This is a genomic window from Bartonella sp. AP40SXNS (genome assembly GCF_042195825.1).
GTDB lineage: Bacteria > Pseudomonadota > Alphaproteobacteria > Rhizobiales > Rhizobiaceae > Bartonella.
On sequence record NZ_JBHIPB010000001.1, the window covers coordinates 315,326 to 338,288 of the forward strand.

The 22,963-nt window shown below is 36.7% G+C and carries 8 protein-coding genes and 1 pseudogene; 7 read left to right on the top strand and 2 right to left on the bottom strand.

What is annotated here, in order from left to right:
• Nucleotides 1-1,123: 1,123 nt before the first annotated feature.
• Together ACFILZ_RS01225 and ACFILZ_RS01230 are read left to right on the top strand one after the other, a co-directional pair.
• Nucleotides 1,124-1,330 (top strand): annotated as a pseudogene (locus tag ACFILZ_RS01225) (hypothetical protein); the annotation flags it as partial.
• A gap of 450 nt (nucleotides 1,331-1,780) precedes the next feature.
• Nucleotides 1,781-2,992 (top strand): MFS transporter, encoded by a 1,212-nt coding sequence (locus ACFILZ_RS01230; protein ID WP_375610046.1) that lies wholly within the window; start codon nucleotides 1,781-1,783, stop codon nucleotides 2,990-2,992.
• A 317-nt stretch (nucleotides 2,993-3,309) separates the two neighbouring features.
• Here the strand turns inward: ACFILZ_RS01230 and ACFILZ_RS01235 are convergent, their stop codons facing one another.
• Together ACFILZ_RS01235 and ACFILZ_RS01240 are read right to left on the bottom strand one after the other, a co-directional pair.
• Nucleotides 3,310-3,579: a hypothetical protein gene (locus ACFILZ_RS01235; protein WP_012754562.1), complete on the bottom strand. Its 270-nt coding sequence runs from the start codon at nucleotides 3,577-3,579 to the stop codon at nucleotides 3,310-3,312.
• Between the two features lie 2 nt (nucleotides 3,580-3,581).
• Nucleotides 3,582-4,028 (bottom strand): hypothetical protein, encoded by a 447-nt coding sequence (locus tag ACFILZ_RS01240; protein ID WP_375608751.1) that lies wholly within the window; start codon nucleotides 4,026-4,028, stop codon nucleotides 3,582-3,584.
• 494 nt (nucleotides 4,029-4,522) lie between these two features.
• Here ACFILZ_RS01240 and ACFILZ_RS01245 point away from each other — a divergent pair, with 494 nt between their 5' ends.
• From ACFILZ_RS01245 to ACFILZ_RS01265, 5 genes are all read left to right on the top strand, one after another.
• Entirely contained in the window at nucleotides 4,523-5,029 is a 507-nt protein-coding gene (locus ACFILZ_RS01245; protein ID WP_375610047.1) for a helix-turn-helix domain-containing protein, read from the top strand.
• 1,066 nt (nucleotides 5,030-6,095) lie between these two features.
• Entirely contained in the window at nucleotides 6,096-12,104 is a 6,009-nt protein-coding gene (locus ACFILZ_RS01250; RefSeq protein WP_375610048.1) for a Vomp family autotransporter, read from the top strand.
• A 624-nt stretch (nucleotides 12,105-12,728) separates the two neighbouring features.
• Nucleotides 12,729-16,670, top strand: coding sequence for a YadA-like family protein (locus ACFILZ_RS01255; RefSeq protein WP_375610049.1), 3,942 nt, complete (start codon nucleotides 12,729-12,731; stop codon nucleotides 16,668-16,670).
• Between the two features lie 679 nt (nucleotides 16,671-17,349).
• The gene (locus tag ACFILZ_RS01260) at nucleotides 17,350-17,955 is read left to right on the top strand and encodes a hypothetical protein (RefSeq protein ID WP_375610050.1); all 606 of its coding nucleotides are present in this window, start codon (nucleotides 17,350-17,352) and stop codon (nucleotides 17,953-17,955) included.
• Nucleotides 17,956-18,394: 439 nt separating this feature from the next.
• Nucleotides 18,395-22,813, top strand: a complete 4,419-nt coding sequence (locus ACFILZ_RS01265; RefSeq protein WP_375682327.1) for a Vomp family autotransporter — start codon at nucleotides 18,395-18,397, stop codon at nucleotides 22,811-22,813.
• Nucleotides 22,814-22,963: the final 150 nt, after the last annotated feature.

Sequence of the window (22,963 nt, forward strand, 5' to 3'; positions counted from 1 at the left end):
TTCTTGGCAGGGGGCTTGCCAATAAGGGACTATGTCCTAGAGATATATTTTGCACTTTCAAGTTGATTTTGTTTATACTCAAGGTTGAGGTTTTTCTATTGACCGTTGTTAGATGTTGTTGTGACAATAAACTTCGTTATCTATCAGAAACATTTATGGCATTAGCGCTAAGGTATTGTATTAAAACCTTTACATAGTAGTCTTTTTATAGAGAGAAGGTATTATTGGTTCAGTTTTAGGAGGCTTTATTACGGCTGATTTTGGCGTCGTCGTTGTTTGAGGGCTTATTATAATATTCTTAGTTTCAGTTTATGAATATAGCGAAACATTTGATTCAAAAGCTTTTGCTAGGCATATTTCAATATCTCAGCGATGTTTTCCAAGAATTGCTCTGCTGCTTTTTGACGGAATCGGATATCAAATTCTTATAGCGAGGGTAGTGGTTTGAGAAAAGATAGAGTTGATTTCATTAGATTCCTATGTAGCGGAATCTACTACCAGCTCTTAGGGACAATAAATACTGAGATCGAACTCATTTCTCTACACTTACACGACGCTATAGGAGTAATCCTCGGAAACTCTACTAGAATTCGTTAAAAAATGGCAGGTTATGGAGTGTGATCAAAAAATATATTTTTTACAAATATTTAATCTCATTTTAAGTTGTCTAAAATATAACCTTATCTTAAAACTAAGTCGATATACCGCCATTTATCATAAAGTTAATAAGTTATACAAAATGCGGGAGTATTGTGTTTTTCTGTTTAGAGACGAGTAAAAAAAACACCTTATTAAACATTAAGAGATTTCAGACATAAAACAATTTAACTTATGGAAAGTATATAGACAAAATGTATTTTGATAAAAAAGTTTATAATTCCATGTGGTCTTCAAAGAAATTTCTCGCCATTACTCAACAGAAAAACATATAATACAAACTTTTCAACCCAGTTATTGGTATAGAAATAATCCAGAAATTAGAGATTACTTAGACTAATGGAAAAGCAATTGATCCGTTGCTTTTAGCACTCTTATCAGCGACAGATAGACGCAAACATACGCTTGAAATTATTGAACCTTCCTTAACGTCATCGTAAAATTTATTAATTAGGATCGATATGTTTATTCTAGTCTTGCTTATTTTTATGCTCGAGAGCTTTCTGTTGAAAGTGCCTTTAAATTAAATCAATCTATTCTAAGACCTCATATTACATTTTATCTTCATTTACCGCCCATTACTATACTGGAACGGTTGCAGAAAAGGGATGGTTTAAACTTAAAATACGAAGAAAAACTCTCTTTTATTGAAAAAATTTATTTGGAAAGCTAACTGTAATGGGCTTGTTTTAAAAGATTTAGAGAAGAGGAATAGAAAAGTTATCAATATTTATCGTGAGGATAATAGTGTGTTTATTCTTTTAGAGCCAAAGTGTGATGATAGAAGAACGACATGGAGGAGTATACTCGAGCATATTTTAATGCACGGAATAATAAGGGCAATGATGTGAGTGCAGCTTCCATACCGTAAAATTGTTTCACATATGTATAAAGGTGTAGCTTCTGAATAAAACGCACATAAAATATTAAATTTGTTTTTGTCCATAAATGTTCTGTTTTCATAGAAGAATTAATCATACAACAGCACAAAGATTGTAAAAGCCTCAAAAAAGAAATTTTGCTTTCTTAAATTTAATGATCTAAAATGAAAATTGTAAGAATGCCTGTTTTTAAGCAGGATGTATCATGCATATCGACTGGGATTCATTTTAGAGGATAATTTATGTTCACTTCAAATTTGAAGGAACGCATTGCTTTATTTGAAAATAGAACTTTTCTCTATTTTACTTTGAGTGGCTTATTTGCTACATTTGGAAGTGGACTAAATTATATTACATTGTCGTGGCTCGCTTACAATCAGACGGGCTCAATCCGTGGTGTAGCGTTGATGATGCTTTTTCTTTGGACGCCTGGCATTATTTTTGCGCCTATTTTTGGCATATTGGCAGATAAATATAACCGTAAAACGCAGATTATTATTTCAAATCTTGTGAGAGGTTTGGTAATCGTAAGCTGGGTAATGCTTTGGCATTTGGGTATAAAAATTGAATTGATGGTCTTATCTGCTCTTTTGGGTATTTTTATCCCTTTTTATATGCCATCAGCTATTTCTTTAATTCAAAGTATTGTGCTGAAGGAACAGCTCATCAATGCAAATGCAACCATCGATATGGTTTATGAACTTGGCACTATCGTAGGTATGGGCTTAAGTGGATTTATACTATCCTATGCAGGAACAAAAGGAACTCTTCTAATAGGTGGTATATTCTTTATCATTGCTGGTTTATTTAATTTTGTAATGAAGGTACCTAAAAACCGAAGATCTAAAAAACAAAACCAGCAAAATTGGTGGGAAAATTATACAGCATCCCTTCATTATTTTAAACAGAATCCGGCTCTTTTTGTACCTTATATAAGCCAGATGATTATTATGACTCTTTTGATGACCATTCCTGTTATTCTCGTTCCTTATATACAAGAGGTTTTACATGCTGATAACAGGACCTTTGCAATATTTGAGGTGCTTTATTCTATGGGCGTATTGACAGGTGCGTTTTTTTCACCACTTCTTTGTAAAGTTTTATCGATAAGGAAAACATTAGCCATTTTATTAGCTTTTATGGCTATTGGCCTCGCTATTTTATCTGTTAATACACACAATTTTGTTGTTTTTCCTGTTTACTTTATAATTGGGTTTGGACTTTCGAGTTGGGCTCTTTCGATTTCTTTATCACAACTCTCTTGTGATCCTGAATACCAAGGAAGATTGCAGGCAAGTTTTAATGGTATCTCTGGATGCTTGATCCTCGGATTCTATCTCATTATGGCAAGCGATAACAGTAGCATATCACCTCAATCGATATATTTTTTTCAAAGCATTGTTGCGTTTGTTGGAATTCTCATTGTACTGTTTTATAAACATGAAAAACAATAAATTGGCTTTAAGTGTGGTAAAATACGCTATTTTATAAATATTTACGCTGCAGCACATTTCACATTTTGTTTTTAAAGGGGTGGTGAGCAAATGGAAAGTTGGTGCTTAATAAATAAAGCATAAATTGATGTATGCTAGAGAATACCCTTCACTTTTTGATAATGATCCAAAAGAATTGATGCGTTTCTTTAATTCACCTCAGTGCTGTTAAGAAGACGAAAACGTAACACTTTAAATCTTCTTGAAAGTTTTTTGTCTAAGCGTAGCAGAAAGTAAAGCGATGAGGTAATATCTTATCATACGAGGAGAGTATTGCATTATTTTTGTTTTTCAAAATCCATATGAAAAATTGTATCAATTTCATCTTCATTGGAATGGGTGTTTCTACGACGATGCAAGGTTTGCACAATCTCTTTTTTTAAAACAGCATCTGTTTCACTTAAACGGTGAATACTGAGTTCCAATTCAAGAGATAATGCTAAATCCACGCACAGTTTAAGCTCTTCTCCAATGTCGAAACCGCGTTGATAGTCGTCATAAAGACCAACCAGTGTATCAGATAATTCTTTATCGCATAAAGAGGTCATGCTTAATTCCTCAACGTTGCGGGTTTCCATGCAGCTTTTTTAAGTATCACTCCACTATCATCACTTAAAATTGCCATGTATACGAACCTCATGGTTTTGTCAATTTTCTGCAAAATACGCGCTTTTAAATCAAAGCCTATTAAAGATTTTATTACTCCAAGATTTTGAAGCGCCCAATTGTAAATATGGATGGCAATGTGTTTACTATAGAATTTATAGCATTTAAAATACATTGCCAAAAGGCTTTTAATATGCGTAGAGGAAGAGTATTCTGACGATAAACCAAACACCCTGAAATCTCTATTGCCAGTTACAGCTAAATCAGTGCCATTAATATATAAAATAAGCAAACAGGGTTTGTAAACGTCTAACTTTTTAATAACGAGTGATAATCTCATTTTTTGTAGAATACCAATTATTTTGCCTATTTTATATTGATTTTTAGACATTGATAAACTTTTTACCTTATAAAACCTATGGGAAATGCGTTTGCATATTTTTGTAATAAGATTTCAGTGGTATATTGCACAGCATGAAATGAAGAGAATCGTATTAGGCTTTTTGCTTTTGAAAGAATATGACTGCAACTTTTGAGAAAGCAGTTGGCAAGAATTGGCTTGGCATGCAAACTGATAGAGTTGGCAGTGGCGCATTTAGTTTTTTCATTGGCCTGTGTCCAAATGTTTTTGACTCTGGAAAATAGCCTCTGATAGGCTTGAGTTTTTTCGAGGTTATATTACAGGGGCGCAGCTCAGAAAAATACCACGGCGATTGCATTTTTTTGTAATTGTCATAATTTTCGCTCCTGCTTAAATGGATGCTGTAACATCCGTTTTTGTGGGGTTATGTATGTGATAACTGCTCTTCTTAAGGGGCAGTAATGATAGATATAAATCAATATAATTATTTAGTCAACAATTATATTGATTTTGGAGTGTTTTTTTTGGCTCGTCCGGAAGCAAAACCTAAAACTGAGTTGGCAAAACGTTTTCGTAAAGTGCGTCACGCTCTTGGTTTTACAGAGCGTAAGCAGTTTGCTGAACATCTTGGTATCACTGCTGGCTCTATAGGAACTTATGAAACTGGTATAAGTGAGCCTACAGCCTCTGCGCTCTCCAAATATCAAGAAATTTGTGGTGTTTCATTAGATTGGCTAGTAACGGGAAATGGCGAGATGTTTTCAGATGTGGCAAAGGCGAAAGCAGCTGGTTTTAAACCGCAGGCGATTCCTACTGGGCTGATGAAAAAGCTGGGACATTTAGTTTATACGACCTATCATGATGCAAAAATAACACTTTCTCCTGAAGATGTTGCGGAATTAGCAGCAGAGCTTTATGGAAGATTGCAAGAGCTTATTCAAAACCTCAATGATATAGAAGAAGTCGAAGCCACTTTGCCACTTTTAAAATTACATTTAAAGCGTAAAATCGAAACTGAAAAGCACATCTAGAAATTTCATAAGATACGAATGAACAGCCTTTAAAAAAATAAAACTTTTTTTATTTTCTGCTGTATAACCAAGTTTGGAATGTGAAAATCTCAGGATTTTCGAGTCTCTTATTCAACCTAAAAAACGAGAAACTATCATTATAAATCAATATATTTCTCTGATTAAAGATAAAATGGTTCATAAAAAGAATGACGAGTAGTGATACAAACAAAATTTCTTCAAAAAGAAGCTAATATAGTGCCATTCCTGAAATATTTGTTGGTTGAAGAAAAGATACGGACAACAGTGAAAATACAGTGGGTTATGTGAGAGGAAAGAGTTTAGAAAACAGCTTCTTTTCGGTTTGTGATATTAAAAAATTTATACAACAGTGAAAATACAATGACGATGTTTTGTTCCTATAGAAGGGTAACAGATATATAAGAGAGAAGAACGAAAGACTATTTATAGGCGCGCTTTTGTCTTTTTATGAAGATGATAAGATGAGCACGTTAAAACTTTTTACAGAGCGTGCATCATTATATTTAAGACAGATTTCTTTCAAAGAGATATATAATATATTGAAACAGTTTACCTCGCAACAAAAAGTGAGATTATCATGATAATCGTCATTATTACATTATGCTATAAGTTAAAAAATCATAAATTTGTGCTTATAAGAACAGCTAATTTATTGAGAAGTATTTTTATAAATTTATAAAAAATAATTTTTACACTCTTGCCATTCTTCTGATGCGCTTTATTTGAAAAGTAGAATTGCTCTTTAGTGAAACTATTTTTGTTAAGAGATAAATCGCAGTATTTTTGAATGGAGAGAACGGTATATTTTCAAAGTTTTGTGTTTTTATTTATTTTTTAGCTTGAATCCCTCTAGCTAAAAGGGTTGGGGACTTTTCTAGATTCGATGTTGTTGCAAAGATTTTAGGGCGATGCCGTAAAAATAGCGGTATCGTAGGGGGAGGGTTTTGTCTTGATTTATTGGTTTTTGAAGTGCGCAAACTGAGGGTTTTGCCATGAGTGTTTCCGCGCGTTGTAATGATGTTGAACTCTGTTGGAGGAGGTTCTTATGAAGAAAAAATATTCCACACCAAATTTAATTAAAGTTGTCTCTCTTAGTACGGTAATGGCGACACTCTTATCGAGTGTTTCTCCTGTTTTCGCTGCCGGTCTTTCCATTAGAGGAGCGACTGTTCAGAGTTCGAATCTTGGTGATGTTCCTTACATATATGGTAGTCATGGAAGTATTGTTTTTGCTGGTGATGATGACTTCTGTGGTGCGGATAATGTTAAGGGACGTGGTGGCAAGCAACAAGAAGGAGTTTCTGATAATCAACGAATAACTGCAGAAGAACAATATGAAAGATTTGTTGATGAGAAAACTTTTGGAGGTCGTAGTCCTTATGGTACGACTACAGAAAAGGCTGTTTGGGTTGGTGACGGAGTTACAAGTAATAATGGTGCTTATATGGGGGCGCCAACTTTTGGTAGTGTTAATGCTATACCTGAGGCTTTTGGTATTTATTCTTTTGCAACTGGATGTGGTTCTTCTGCAACGGGGAATTATTCAACAGCGTTTGGTGCTGGCGCAACTACAAAGGCAGGGGGTGCACAAGCCTTTGGTGTTTCCGCACTTGCAAGTGGTATAGCAAGTGTTGCTATGGGTGTTGGTTCAGAGGCATCGGGGAAATCTGCTGTTGCTATTGGAGGACTTGCAACTGCTTCTGGTGACAGTAGTATTGCTTTAGGTACAAAGGTGAAGGCAGAAAGTAATTATGCGATTGCTATAGGTACAGATGCTGAAGCTAAAGCTTCAGGTTCTATTGCAATAGGGGTCAGGCGCTCTGACAGAACTGAAGAAAATAATCCTAACAGAAAAGTAATCGCGAATGCTGAAAATGCGATTGCTATAGGTACGCAAGCTTATGCTGAAACAGAAGATTCGGTTGCCATTGGTGTAAATTCACAGGTGCTTGTTAAGGATGGTGTTGCTGTAGGTGGAGGATCTATCTCTGATAGAAAAAAGGGGACTGTTGGTTATGACCCTAGCTCGAATGGTAATTCGACAAAAACCGATATAGCATGGAAAAGCACTACAGGCGCTTTCAGCGTTGGTGAAGTTGGTGGTACTGGTAATGGTACGCTAACACGACAAATTACAGGGGTCGCTGCTGGAAGTGAAGATACCGATGCGGTAAACGTGGCGCAACTAAAAGCCATGAAAGATTTAGTTTCAGGAGCTTGGAAACTTTCTGCTAATGATGCAAATCCTACAGACGTGAATCCAGGTAGTACGATAGATTTTTCAGTGAAAGATACAAGAGTAGGAAAAGATAACTTAAAGATTAAAAGAGAAACTGCAGATAATAAGCATAAAATTGAATTTACTTTGAGTGATACTCTTAAATTGACAAAAGTCACTACAGGACAAAGCTCTATGAGTGACGATGGTTTTATAATTACTAATGGGGCAAAAATAACTATAGATGGTATTGATGCTGGCAATCAACAGATTACCGGAGTCGCAGACGCAACTGAAGATGACGAGGCAGTGAATTATAAACAGCTGAAGGAAGTAAAAGATGGTTTTAAAACAAGTTGGCAACTTTCTGTTAATGGTGAAGATGCTACGCATATTGGTCCAAACGGTGCGGTAAATTTACAATCAGCTGGTCGCGAAAGTAACCCGAATATCCAAATTACCAAAAACAGTGACAACACTGTGGAATTTGGTTTGTCTGATAATATTAGTGTAAAGAGTGTTACAGCAGGAAAAAGCGTAATGACTGCTGATGGCTTTATGTTTACTGATGGTAATGGACCAAGCATAACTGTTAATGGTATTGATGCTGGCAATCAAAAGATTACAAAAGTGGCAAGGGGAACTGAAGATGCCGATGCAGTAAATTTTGCACAACTGAACGAAATCAAAAATGAAATGGCAGGAAATAGTCTTGTTAAATGGGACGAAGAGAAGAAATTTATCACCATTGGTAAGGAAAAAGATGGCACGAAAATTGATATTACAGGCAGTGAAGGAGACAGAACTATCTCGGGTGTAAAAGCAGCAGTGGAGGATAATGATGCCGTTAATAAAAAGCAACTCGAAGACACTATAAGAGAGACAGCTGAAAGTATTAAACTTAACATTCTTGTGAAACAAGATGGGGAGAATGCTCCTATTACTGTGGGTAAAGAAAGAGGTGGCACAACAATTAATATTGCAAATAAATCGGGTGATGCTCGGACAATTTCTGGTGTAAAAGCAGCGGTAAGCCCTGATGAAGCTGTTAATAAAGAACAACTTGATGGTCAGATTGCAGATATTACTGATATTGTTAACAATATTAAGATAGACAGTGCTTTTGCAGTTCGTTATGATAAGAATGAAGATGGCAGTATTAATTATAACAGTGTAACTTTGGGTGGAGATAAGAGTGATGGTTCCGTTGCTCTTTTGAATGTCAAAGATGGTAAAATTGCTGATAATTCGCATGATGCAATCAATGGCAGCCAAATTAATAAGATCTCTCAAGATGTAGCGAAATTTTTTGGTGGAGATGCAGCGTTTGAAGGCGGTGCTTTTAAAGGACCAAAATATAGTTTATCTGTTATTGTTGAAGATGGTACGATAGAAAATGCTAATTATCGTGATGTTGGTTCTGCATTGAAAGGACTTGATGGGAATGTCAAAAGTGTGAATAATCGTTTGGCCAATGTTACTAATGAATTTACTCAGAGATTTGATACTCTCTCTCAAGATGCGTTACTTTGGAGTGAAGAAGAACAAGCGTTTGTTGCACGGCATGGTGGGGAGGGTAATAAAACAAAAAGTAAGATTAGCTATCTTATGAATGGGGAAATTCACGAAGAATCAACAGATGCAATTAATGGCAGCCAAATTAATAAAATATCTGGAGATATCGCGAGTTTCTTTGGTGGTGGTACTTCATTTGAAAATGGTGTTTTTATTGGACCACAGTATAATTTATCTACCGTTTCTGCAGATGGTAAGGTAAAACAGAAAACTTTTGAAAATGTTGGTGATGCTTTGACAGGAATTGATGCAAATGTCAAAAATGTGAATAGTCGACTAACATATGTAGACAATAAATTTGATAAATTTTCTCAGGATGCCTTATTGTGGGATGAAGGTAAGCAAGCGTTTGTTGCACGCCATGAAAAGGACGGGCGTAAGACAGACAGTAAGATTACCTATCTTTTGAATGGCGACATTACTGAAGACTCCACTGATGCTGTAAATGGTTCTCAGCTTCATTCGATGGGTGATCATATTGCTAATTATTTTGGCGGTGGTGCTAAATATGAGAATGGAGAATGGACGGGGCCTAAATTCAAAGTTTCTCAGCACAATGCTGATGGTAATATTGTTGAGAAGAGGTATAAGGATGTTGCCAATGCTTTTGAAGGAGTCGATGCTTCTATCACGGATATTTATAATCAAATTAACAATGTGACAGAAAATAGTCTTGTTAAGCAAGAAGAAGAGAATGGTTCTATCACCATTGGTGCGAAAACAGGTGGTAGTGTAATCAGTATCATAAATAATGAAGGTAGTGTTCGTATTATTTCTGGTGTTTCAGGTGGGAAGATTACTGAAGATTCAACTGAGGCGGTGAATGGTGCTCAGCTTTTTGAGACCAATGGTGCAATCCAAGATCTCTATGATAATTTTGATAATATAAGTACGAATATATCAAATTATTTTGGTGGTAATGCGGATGTGGTTAACGGTATAGCACCAACTTATACAATTCAAGGCAATACACATAATGATGTTGGTTCTGCTTTTAATGCTGTTGATGCTTCTATTACGGATATTTATAGTCAGATTACCAATGTAACAGAAAATAGTCTTGTGAAACAAGAAGGAGGTTCTGAAGGTCTTATTACCGTTGGTAAGGCGACAGGTGGTACTGAAATCAGCCTTGTAAATAAAGATAATCAAGAAAGAACACTTTCCGGTGTGAAAGATGGAGAACTTTCTCAAACATCAACGCAAGCGGTAAATGGTTCACAGCTTTTTGCTACTAATCAAAATGTTAACGATGTAACAGGTGATTTAAAAAAGGTTGCTCAAAATACATCGAAATATTTTGGTGGTAGTACGGATGTGCTTGCAGGTATAGAACCAGCTTTCCTTATTCAGGATAAGGTATATAATAATGTTACAGATGCGTTTACGGGTGTGAATGTTTCTATTACAAATCTTGATAATAAGATTATTGAAATGAAAGAAAATAATCTTGTCCAACAAGACAAAGCGTCAAATATTATCACTATCGGTGCTAAAACGGCTGGTACTGAGATCAATATTGCGGGATATGCTGGTGTAGCGCGTTCTATTTCTGGTGTTAAGGCAGCAGAGAAGGGCGATGAAGCTGTTAACAAAGACCAACTGGATAAAAGCATAAAGGATATTACGAAAGATATTGAGACAGTAACTGCTACTGCGGTTCTTTATGATAAGAATGACGATAATAGTGTTAATTACGGTAGTGTAACTTTGGGCGGCGATAAGAACAACGGACCAGTTGCTCTTCGTAACGTGAAAAATGGTAGCATTTCTGAAAATTCCAACGATGCAATCAATGGTAGTCAGATTAATAAAATATCAGCAGATATTGCAAAGTTTTTTGGCGGTGGTGCAAAGTTTATTAACGGTGCTTTTGAAGGGCTGAAATATACTTTATCCGCTATTGTAGGTGGTGAAGTAGGGAAGGCTAATTTTTACAATGTTGGTGATGCTTTAACAGGTCTTGATAAAAATGTTCAAGATGTGAATCAACGCTTAACGAATGTATCCAATGAGTTTAATCAGAAAATTGAAGATTTCTCTAAAGATGCTTTACTGTGGGATGATGATGAAGAAGCATTTGTTGCACGTCATGAAAAAGATGGGCAGAAAACAAAGAGCAAATTGAAATATCTTTTGGATGGTGAGATTGCCGAAGGTTCAACGGATGCCATTACAGGGAACCAGCTTTATCTCATGAGCAACAAGCTTGCTAATTATTTTGGTGGCGGTGCCAAATATGAGAATGGCAAATGGACAGATCCTACTTTTAAGATTGTTCAAGTCAATGCTGATGGTACAACTGTTGAGAAAGAGCACCATAATGTTGCTGAGGCGATTGGTGGTGTTAATGGCGGTATGGTAAACATAAATAACCGTATTAATGATGTCATCAACAAGGTTGATTCAGATGTTCTACACTGGAATAAGGAAAAAGGAGCCTATGACGCTAACCATGATGGTCAACCAAGTAAGATTATCAATGTAGCCGATGGTAAAGTTGAAAAAGGTTCGAAAGATGCGGTTAATGGTGGACAACTTTGGGAAACCAATGAACGTATCACTGGTGTTGAAAAAGATGTTCAGCATCTTACCAACAGAGTTGATAACATTTCCAATACGATTGCTGATATTGGTGATACAGTTATCAATATTGATGCCAAAGTTGATAACATCAATAATAGAGTTGACAACATTGAAGAGGATGCTGTTCGTTATGATAGAGATGAAAACGGCAAAAAAACCAATAAAATCACATTAGCGGGGGGGGATGCCAGTGAACCTGTTCTGATTGATAATGTCTCTGATGGTAAAATTGAAAAAGGTTCGAAAGAGGCTGTAAATGGTGGTCAACTCCATGATTATACTCAAGAACAGATGAAGATTATTCTTGATCAATCCAAGCAGTATACAGATCAACGGGTTAATAATATTGTGATTGATGCTATTGATGATGCTGTTGATCGGGCTAAGCAATATACAGATATGAAGTTTGATGTTTTAAACTATAGTATTGAGAGTGTGAAAAAAGAGGCTAGACAAGCAGCGGCTATTGGTCTTGCGGTGTCTAACTTACGCTACAATGATACACCTGGAAAATTAAGCGTTGGATTTGGTACTGGTTTATGGCGTAGTCAATCTGCATTTGCCTTTGGTGCAGGTTACACCTCAGAAAATGGAAAATACCGCTCTAACATATCCGCAACAACTTCTGGAGGTCACTGGGGTGTAGGGGCGGGATTCAATATGACATTGAATTGATAATAAACAAAATATATAAAAATTCCTTTTCACCCCTGTCTCATGAGGCAGGGGTGAATTGTTGTTACGTATGTAAAAATACATGTATACAAATTGATAAGCGCTATAATAATAAATACAGGTTTAAAAAACAGAAAAAACCTATACACTTTCAACAAAATGAACTTCTTATTTCAAAATAAGATAATGAGTTCTTTCATAAATTATAAGTTCATTATTTTCTTCTTTAATTTTTAAATCTGAAAAATCTGTAGCACTCTACAGATAAAAAACTTTTGCTCTCTACAAATCTATTAAAAAGTTTTCTACTAAGATAAAATTATACATTCAAATGTATTTCAACTTTACTGGAAGAAGTTATAAAACAATACGCTAAATTAACTCTACCCCTTGCAAAAAACAACCAATAAGTTTAAAGATTAAAAAACCAGTCACCAAAAATTTACTTTCTTAGAAAATGTAAAAGAGCAAAACGTATTAATCTTAAAAAACAACTTCTTTATCTTTTCAGTCAGGTACTAAATTTTTTGAATACGTTTAGAAAAAACAACTTTGAAAGACTGTATAGCGTTTAAATGTGTCTTTTTTGTGTTTATAGTTATTTCTTTCATTGGGGAGTTCACTATGAAAAAATTATATACAAAATTAGCAGGGAGCGATTTAAAATTTTCTCATTTTTCTTTTGTTAAAGTTCTTTCGTTGGCTACAGCGGCTACATTCTTATCGAATGTTACACCTGTTTTTTCAGCAAATCCTGATTTTAGAAACACGTTTCTTGAAGGTGTAAAAAGTGCCGGCGTGTCTTATCTACAAAGCATTCTCTCTGTTGCTGGTTTGAATAATTCTGAAGACTATGCAAATTTTTTAACCAAAACTCTTACTGGTGTAAGTGATTATAGTCCTATAGTGAATGTTTTACCAGAAGCCAGCAATTCGATACGTTCAATTGATATGAATGCTGGAAGTAAAAAAATAACAAGAGCAGATTTAACTCCAAGAGTTGTAAAGGGAGATCAGATAACTAGCAAGCAGGATTTGGGTAATCCTCTTGTTTATGGTGTACGAGCTCAGGGAGAAGCGCATGATGCTATTGTTTTCGGGCAGGTAGCGCAGACGAAGGCTGACCAAGGGATTGCTATCGGCTTAACTGCTTTAGCTGGTAGTAGTAGAAATACTAAAAATAGCATTGCAATAGGCTCTTCTCTAACCGATAGTTCTGATGAAAAAGAGAGAACAGTTTCATTTGGTGATTTTTCAATAGCCTTCGGTAGTAAAGCACATAGTTATGCAAATGAAGCGATTGCTATGGGATACAATGCATACGCAAAGGAGCAGGCGCTGCAGGGAGTTGCTATAGGCGCTAGCTCTAATGTGACGGTTGCGGGAGGTGTTGCTCTAGGAAGCGATTCTATATCCGATAGGGCTGCTGGTGAGTTTGGCTACACTTCTTTGTTACAGGGGCCTGCAACAAACATCGAGGCGCAATGGAAAAGTACGCGGGGCTCAGTTAGTGTTGGTGATTATAGTAAGGGTATAACCAGACAAATTACAGGCGTAGCTGCTGGTTCTAATATTACCGATGCAGTGAACCTTAGACAGTTGCAGGACTTAGAAAAAGTTGTAAGACAAAACGGTTGGAAACTCTCTGTTGGAGATAAAAATGCTACCACTGTTCTCATGAATAGCGGAGTAGATTTTTCTGCTGGAAGTAGCAACCTAAATATTACAAAGGGCGGAGATGACAATAATATAAAATTTGATCTAGCTAAGGATATTGCACTGGAGAGCGTAAAGATAGGTAAAAATACCTTCGATGCCACGGGCTTAGTAATTACTGATGGTCCGAAAATAACCACCGGTGGTATTGATGCTGGAAATAAAAAGGTAACGGGTGTTACATCTGGTGATCTTAGCACAAGTTCGACAGATGCTGTTAATGGTAGTCAGATTCATACAATCACTGAGGATTTATCAAAAATTTTAGGTGGAAATGTATCCTTTGATGGAAAAAACTTTAAAGTACCAGAGTATAAATTATCGAATATTGATGAAAAAGGTGTTGTAACAGATAAACCGCATAGCGATGTTGGTTCTGCTTTTAAAGGGCTTGATGAGAATATCAAAAATGTTAACGCTCGCATTAAGGAGATCTCAGAGGGAGTTGCACAAGATTCTTTATCTTGGAGCGATGGTGAAAAAGCTTTTGTCGCTCTGCATGGGGAAGGTGATGACAGAAAAGCAAGTAAAATCACATCGCTTGCTGTAGGAGATATTACGAAAGAATCAATGGACGCCGTAAATGGTTCTCAACTTTATTCACTGGGCGATAAGGTTGCAAAATATTTCTCTGATGACGCTGAATATAAGGATGGGGAATTGAAAGTTCCTGATTTTAAGCTAAAAATTATCAATGATGATGGCACTGAAGCTGAATCAAGCTATAAGAATGTATCAGATGCATTTTCAGGTGTGGGTAAACTTTTCACAAAGGTTCAAACTGCGATCAGCGATGTAATCAGTAATCTTCTTGTTACGAAAAATGAAGATGTTATCAACATTGGTAAAGGAGTAGAAGGTAGTGAAATCAATATCGCAAACAAGAGTGGTAAGGATCGAACCCTTTCTGGTGTGAAGGCAGCAGAAAAAGACAATGAAGCTGTGAACAAAAAACAATTTGATAAAGGTTTGAAGGATCTTTCTGATACCCTTCTGTCGGATAGTTCATCTGTTGTTCTTTACGATAAAACAACAGATAATCAAACTGATTATACAAATGTAACTTTTGGTAAAGGGAAGGATTCTACACCAGTTGCGCTCCATAATGTAGCCTCCGGATCGATTGCGGACAACTCAACGGATGTTATCAATGGAGGACAGGTTCACATCCTTTCAATGGATATAGCAAAATTGTTGGGTGGAGATGCTGAATTTAAGGATGGTGCTTTTAAAGGGCCAACTTATAATTTATCCAGCATTGATAAAGGTGGTGAAGTAACAGATAAACCGCATAGCGATGTTGGTTCTGCTTTTAAAGGGCTTGATGAGAATATCAAAAATGTGAACGCTCGCATTAAGGAGGTCTCAGAGGGAGTTGCACAAGATTCTTTATCTTGGAGCGATGGTGAAAAAGCTTTTGTCGCTCTGCATGGGGAAGGTGATGACAGAAAAGCAAGCAAGATCACATCACTTGCGGCTGGCTCTATAGTATCAGGCTCGAGTGATGCGGTTAATGGCGGGCAGATTTATGATCTGAATCAGTCGCTAGCAAAGTATTTTGGTGGTGATGCTAAGTATGATGGTGATGGCTGGGTTCTTCCAGGTTTCAAGATAATGACTTTTCAAGAAGATGGAAGCTTTGTAGAGGAAGATTATGATAGCATTGCAGCCGCGTTTGCCGGTGTAAATAAGGTTTTCAAGAATCTTCATAATGAGATTTCAGACAACATTGAGCAAAATGCGTTGTTGTGGAGTGATAATGCAGGTGCGTTTGTAGCACAGCATGAAGAAGAAGGTAAAAAGGAAAACAGCAAGATCACGTTCCTTGCGAAAGGAAAGATATCAGAAGATTCTACGGATGCAATTAATGGTGGTCAGATTTATACTCTTCAACAGACATTTGCCTCATATTTTGGTGGAGGATCTGGTTATGATAAGGAAGGAAACTGGCAAGGACCAAAATTCTACGTTCAGGTCTTTAATAAGGATGGTACGAAAGGTGATAAAGAGGAGCGTAATAGTGTCTCTGAAGCATTTGATGTTGTTAATGACAGCATGAGCAATATCAACGATCGTATAAAAGAAGTTGAAAAGGATACCTCTTCGAATAGTCTGAATTGGAATAAAGAAAAAGGAAGCTATGATGCATCTCATGTTGATTCTCAGGGTGTTAAGAGTCCAAGTAAGATTATCAATGTAGTGAATGGTAAGGTAGACAGAGATTCAAAAGAAGCAGTGAATGGAGGACAGCTTTGGGAAACTCAGCAGATGATTACGGATCAGGTAAAGGATATTGAAAATAAAGTTACGGAGGGATCTGTACAATATGATAAAGATAAAAAAACGGGCAAAAAGACCAATAAAGTTACATTAGTTGGTGTAGATGACAGTTCTCCAGTATTAATAGACAATGTAGCCGATGGAAAGATTGAAAAAGATTCGAAAGAAGCGGTTAATGGCGGTCAATTAAAAGATAAGATGGATTTTGTTCTTGAAAGTGCCAATAAGTATACGGATGAGCAAATTTCTCATCTTGTAAAAGATGGAGTTAGTGGGGCTAATTCATATACGGATATGAAGGTTTCGACATTAAGTTATGTTGTTGAGGATGTTCGAAAAGAGGCAAGACAAGCAGCAGCTGTTGGTTTAGCGGTATCTAGTTTACGCTATAGTGATATCCCTGGAAAATTAACTATCGCATTTGGTAGTGGTTTATGGCGTAGTCAATCTGCTTTTGCTTTTGGTACAGGTTATACTTCAGAGAACGGTTATATTGGTTCCAACTTGTCAATTACCACTTCTGGAGGTCACTGGGGTATAAGTGCAGGGGTTAATGTGATACTCAACTAATAAACGACTAAATCCATAAAATTGATTTGCCTTTTTCTTATTTAAGAAAAGGGCAAAAATTTTACTTTCTTCCAGAGCTCTCTAAAGCTATTCTAAATGTATAAAACACCCGTAATTATATAAAATCCGAATATAAAAAGCCTATGACAACTTTTGTTGAGAATAAAAGACCTTAGTGGTAAAGATTCAAAAAATTGATTGCTATTATTTTTATTTGTTAAAATGCTTCACGCAATGTAAATACGAATATACCCTTTATAAAATGAGACAGTTTTAGCTTTTATTTTCGTATAGTTTTAAACGTATGCTTTATAATGAAACGATCTACAGATATGCAACGTACTCCAAACATAAGTATTGCTTTAGATAGTGGAGCGCAAACGGAAAAAGAATGGAGCGTTGCTGTATGCAATATGGCTCACGCTTTAGAGAAAAGCAGATCGCAATAGGTGGTGAATATAATAAGAAGAGCGAATACGGGGAAAATGATTATACAACTTGCGAAGAGTGATTATTCAACAGTAGTGGGAACTGTTTCTAAAACTTTAGAATATGGTTCGATTTCACTTGGTCACCCGTGTATATGCATTTGCTCAAGAAGCTATTTCTATGGGTTTCTATTCAAAAGCAAATGGGGTTGGAAGTATCGCTTTAGATTCCTATTCTAAAGTGACGGTTGATGGGGGCTATTGGAGACAACTCTGTGTCCGGTAGGGCTGATGGCGTTTTTGGGTATACGTCTCTTCTGCAAGGACCGGCTAAAAACACTGAATCTCAATGGAAAAGTATGAAAGTTGCAATAAGTATTGGTGTTCCTAGTAAGAACATAACGCGACAAATTATAGGTGTAGCAGCTGGTAGCAAACCTGCCGATGCAATGAACCTTAGACAATTGCAGGATTTAGAAGAAGTCGTAAGAAAAAAGGTTGGAAACTGTCTATTTCTGGTGAGGAAGCTAAAGATATGGGTGCTAGATAGTACAATAAATTTTTCATCTGGAGGAAGTAACTTCACGGTTAAAAGAGATGAGGACGATGAAAATAAGCTCATATTTGGTTTGGCTAATGATATATCATTGAAAAGCATAACATTAGGAGAGAAAAGAAAAGTCGATGCAACAGGCTTAGTAATTACTGATGTCCCGCAAATAACCACCGGTAATATTAATGCGGCAAGTAAAAAAGTAACAAATGTTGCAGAAGGAACTAGCAATACTGATGCAGTGAATTTTTCACAACTGAAGGGAATAAAAGAACAAGTAGCAGTGAGTATTTTTGTAAAATAGGATACAGCAACGAGACACATTACCATTAGTAAGGATATAGATGGGGCATTTTAGTAAAAAGCTTTCATAAATCCTCTAATGAAATAAAAAAATCTTATTCACGAAAAATAAACTGATGCCTAAGCGGATGATCAATAGGCACAAAAATTATATCTCTTTCAAAGAGATCAAAGCTAAAAAACGATACACAACCTTTGATAGAAAAAACGAAAGCTATTCTAATATTAAGTATTTTTTTACCTTCCTTAAATTGATTTTCATGAACCTACCCCTAATTACTCTTTAAAGTCGCTGCAGAAACAAAAGCTTACGTCTTAATTTTATTGATGTCCTAAAACACGCTGTAAAAGCAGGAACACGCAAGGGAAATAGGAAAGCTTTAGAGCTCTAGATCATACCTTTTTTGTGTTTTTAATCTATTATTATGAAGGGGGGTATTATGAAAAAATTATATACTACACAAAATCTGCGTGATTTGAGTTTTTCTCGCTCACATCGTCGATCATCATTGTTTAAAGTAGCTTCGTTGGGAACTGCGGTTGCCTTGTTTTTATCGAATGCTGCTCCTGTTTTTTCAGCAAATTTCGATTTAACAAAAGCATCTCTTGAAAATGTGAAGAATGCTGCCGTGGTTTATCCGCAAAGCATTATCTCTGCGTATGATTACTATGATGGTGATAAGGAAAATTATTTAACAGCATTGAATGTAGCAATGATGCCAAAAGTTAACGCTTCCGATAACTATGTAAATTTTTTAACCAAAACCCTTTCTGCTATAAGTAATGATGATCCTATTGTGAATGTTTTGAGGGCAGATGGTAAAAATTCATCTGAAAGGACATTAGATGCAGGCTGGCAATATAAAAAATCGATTATCAGTGTACAGAATGGTGAGAATACAGCGATTATTGATGCATTGAATCCTTTGCGTAATGACTCTATGACTAGAATGCAGCGCGATACCGGACTGCAACGTGACGTAGAGGGTACTAATGTCATATTTGGTAATGATATAACAAAGGCTGAAAAACTCCATGGAAAGAGTGATATTGTTGCTCTTGGTGCCAAGATAATAGTAAACGCTCCAGATTCGGTTGCTGTTGGTTATGGCGCGCAGGTGGATAATAGCTTTACTGTTGCTGTAGGTCATTTGGCGTACGCTGTAGGTAAAAAAAGTATCGCAATAGGTGGTGAAGGTAGAAGTGGTAGTAAGCCGATTCCTACTGAGGGCCGTACAATAGCGACGGGCGAAGAATCAATTGCTATTGGACATCGTGCTAAGGCGGACAGTGAGGAATCTATAGCTTTTGGTGCTTATTCAAAAACGACGATAAATTTAGGCGTTGCTCTTGGGAGCGAGTCTGTGGCTGATGTTGCTGCGGGCGCTATCGGTTATAATTCTTTAACTAAAGGCCCTTCAGATTCTGACGACATGATATGGGCGAGTACACTAGGTGCAGTAAGTGTTGGTGATGCTAAATCAGAAAAAACGCGCCAGATTGTAGGAGTGGCAGCTGGTAGTGGCGACACTGATGCCGTTAATGTTGCACAGTTAAAATCATTGCAAAAATACGTAGACCAAGGTTGGACACTATCTGTTGGGGGTAAAAATGCTAAAGCTGTTGGTGTACAAGATACTGTAGATTTGTCGGCTGCAAGTGACAATCTTAAGATTACAAAAGGTGAGGAAAACAATAATGTAACATTTGATCTAGCTAATAATATTACAGTGGAACGAGTTACCGCTGGGAGAAGCTCTATCAGTGATGATGGCATTTTGTTTGCTGATGGGGCTAAAATAACTGTGGATGGCATTGATGCTGGCAATAAGCAGATTACAGGAGTGGCAGCTGGGGAAGAACCTGATGATGCAGTGAATTTTGCTCAGTTGGAGCAGGTTAATCGCGACGTTGCAGGTGTAAGTCAAAATATATCACAATATTTTGGTGGTGGTGCAGATGTATCTAATGGTAAAGTACCAACTTACACAATTCAGGGTAATTCTCATAATGATGTTGGTTCTGCTTTTAATGCTGTTGATACTTCTATCACGAATATCCAAAATCAGATTACGAATGCGACAAAAAACAGCCTTGTTAAGCAGGAAGGAGATGCAGGTACTATTACCGTTGGTGTGACAACGGGGGGTACAGAAATTAATGTTGCAAATAATGCAGGCAACGATAGGATAATTTCTGGCGTAAAGACAGCTGTGAATGGTAATGAAGCTGTTAACAAAGCTCAGCTTGATAAAAGTATAGAGAAGATTTCTAATGATATTAATCTTACAAGTGCTGCTGCAGTTCTTTATGATAAAGAAAACGATACCGTTAATTATAATAGCATAACTTTGGGTGGTGATAAGACTACAGCACCAGTTTCCCTCCATAATGTTAAAGATGGAAAAATTGCTGAAGATTCGCATGATGCGATCAATGGTAGGCAGATTGAAAAAATATCTCGAGATGTAGCAAACATTTTGGGTGGGAATGCAGAATTTAGCGACGGTATTTTATTCGGTCCGCTCTATCATTTATCGCGCATTTCTGAAGATGGCGTAGCAGTATCTAAAGACCATAATAATGTTGGTGACGCTTTGATAGGGCTTGATGACAATATCAACAATGTGAATAGCCGCTTAACACATGTAGCCAATGAATTTACTCAGAAAATAGAGGGTGTTTCTAAAGATTCTCTATTGTGGAGTAATGATGAGCAGGCATTTGTGGCACAGCATGGAGAGGGAAAAGCCAATAGCAAAATTAAATTTCTTGCCAATGGAGACATTTCTGAAGATTCAACCGATGCAGTAAATGGTTCTCAGCTCTTTGCTACTAATCAGAATGTTATCACTGTTACGAATAATCTCTCAACAATTTCTCAAAATACATCACAATATTTTGGTGGTGGTACAGATGTATCTAATGGTAAAGCACCAACTTACACAATTCAGGGTAATTCTCATAATGATGTTGGTTCTGCTTTTAATGCTGTTGATACTTCTATCACGAATATCCAAAATCAGATTACGAATGCGACAAAAAACAGCCTTGTTAAGCAGGAAGGAGATGCAGGTACTATTACCGTTGGTGTGACAACGGGGGGTACAGAAATTAATGTTGCAAATAATGCAGGCAACGATAGGATAATTTCTGGCGTAAAGACAGCTGTGAATGGTAATGAAGCTGTTAACAAAGCTCAGCTTGATAAAAGTATAGAGAAGATTTCTAATGATATTAATCTTACAAGTGCTGCTGCAGTTCTTTATGATAAAGAAAACGATACCGTTAATTATAATAGCATAACTTTGGGTGGTGATAAGACTACAGCACCAGTTTCCCTCCATAATGTTAAAGATGGAAAAATTGCTGAAGATTCGCATGATGCGATCAATGGTAGGCAGATTGAAAAAATATCTCGAGATGTAGCAAACATTTTGGGTGGGAATGCAGAATTTAGCGACGGTATTTTATTCGGTCCGCTCTATCATTTATCGCGCATTTCTGAAGATGGCGTAGCAGTATCTAAAGACCATAATAATGTTGGTGACGCTTTGATAGGGCTTGATGACAATATCAACAATGTGAATAGCCGCTTAACACATGTAGCCAATGAATTTACTCAGAAAATAGAGGGTGTTTCTAAAGATTCTCTATTGTGGAGTAATGATGAGCAGGCATTTGTGGCACAGCATGGAGAGGGAAAAGCCAATAGCAAAATTAAATTTCTTGCCAATGGAGACATTTCTGAAGATTCAACCGATGCAGTAAATGGTTCGCAACTTTATCTTATGAGCAACCAATTGGCTGCGTATTTTGGTGGTGGCGCTGGCTATAATAATGGAGAATGGACTGCTCCTACTTTCAAGATAGCACAATTCAAGGCTGACGGGAGCTCTAGTGAAAAGAAGGATTATCATGACGTTGTCAGTGCTTTTGACGGCGTAAGTGAGAGTATGTCTAAGATAAACGACCGCATTCAAAATGTTGAAAACAATGTCTCGTCCAATGGTTTAAATTGGAATGAGCAGAAAAAAGCTTATGACGCTAGCCATGATGGTCAACCAAGTAAGATTATCAATGTAGCAGATGGTAAAATTGCAGAAGGTTCAAAAGATGCAGTCAATGGTGGACAGCTTTGGGAGACCAACGAACGTATCACTGGCGTTGAAAAAGATATTAAACATATTGAAAGCAGAGTCGACAATATTTCCACTACGGTTACGAATATTGGTGAAACGGTTTTCAATATTGAAGACAGAGTTGATAATATTGAGAACACGGTTAATAATCTTGCTGATGGGGCAGTTAACTATGATAAAGATGCTGATGGTAAAAAGGCCAATAAGATCACTCTACAAGGTGGGAATGAAAGTGAACCTGTTATGATTGATAATGTTGCCAATGGTCGCATTGAACAAGGTTCGAAAGAAGCTGTTAATGGCGGTCAGCTCCATGACTATACCCAAGAACAGATGAAAATTGTTCTCGATGAATCGAAGCACTACACAGATCAACGGATAAATAATATCAGGATTGATGCTATTGATGGTGCTGTTGATCGGGCTAACCAATATACAGATATGAAGTTTAATATTTTAAGTTATGATATTAAGAGCGTACGCAAAGAGGCAAGGCAAGCAGCCGCCGTTGGTCTAGCAGTATCCAACCTACGTTACTTCGACGAGCCAGGATCTTTGAGTGTCTCATTTGGTAGCGGCGCATGGCGTGGACAATCCGCATTTGCTCTTGGTGCTGGTTATACATCTGAAAACGGGAAAATCCGCTCTAATCTCTCTGCCACGAGTGCTGGTGGTCATTGGGGAATAGGTGGTGCAATTACTCTGAAAATAAAATAATACGAACAACGAAAACAGAACAAAATATCCACCCTTATTTATTAAAATGAGGGTGGATATTTTTTTACAGATGCACAGTATTTATCTAGAGATAAGCATAATATTTGATGACACTATAAATTTTGAGGTTTTATAGAAGGTTTTTCTATA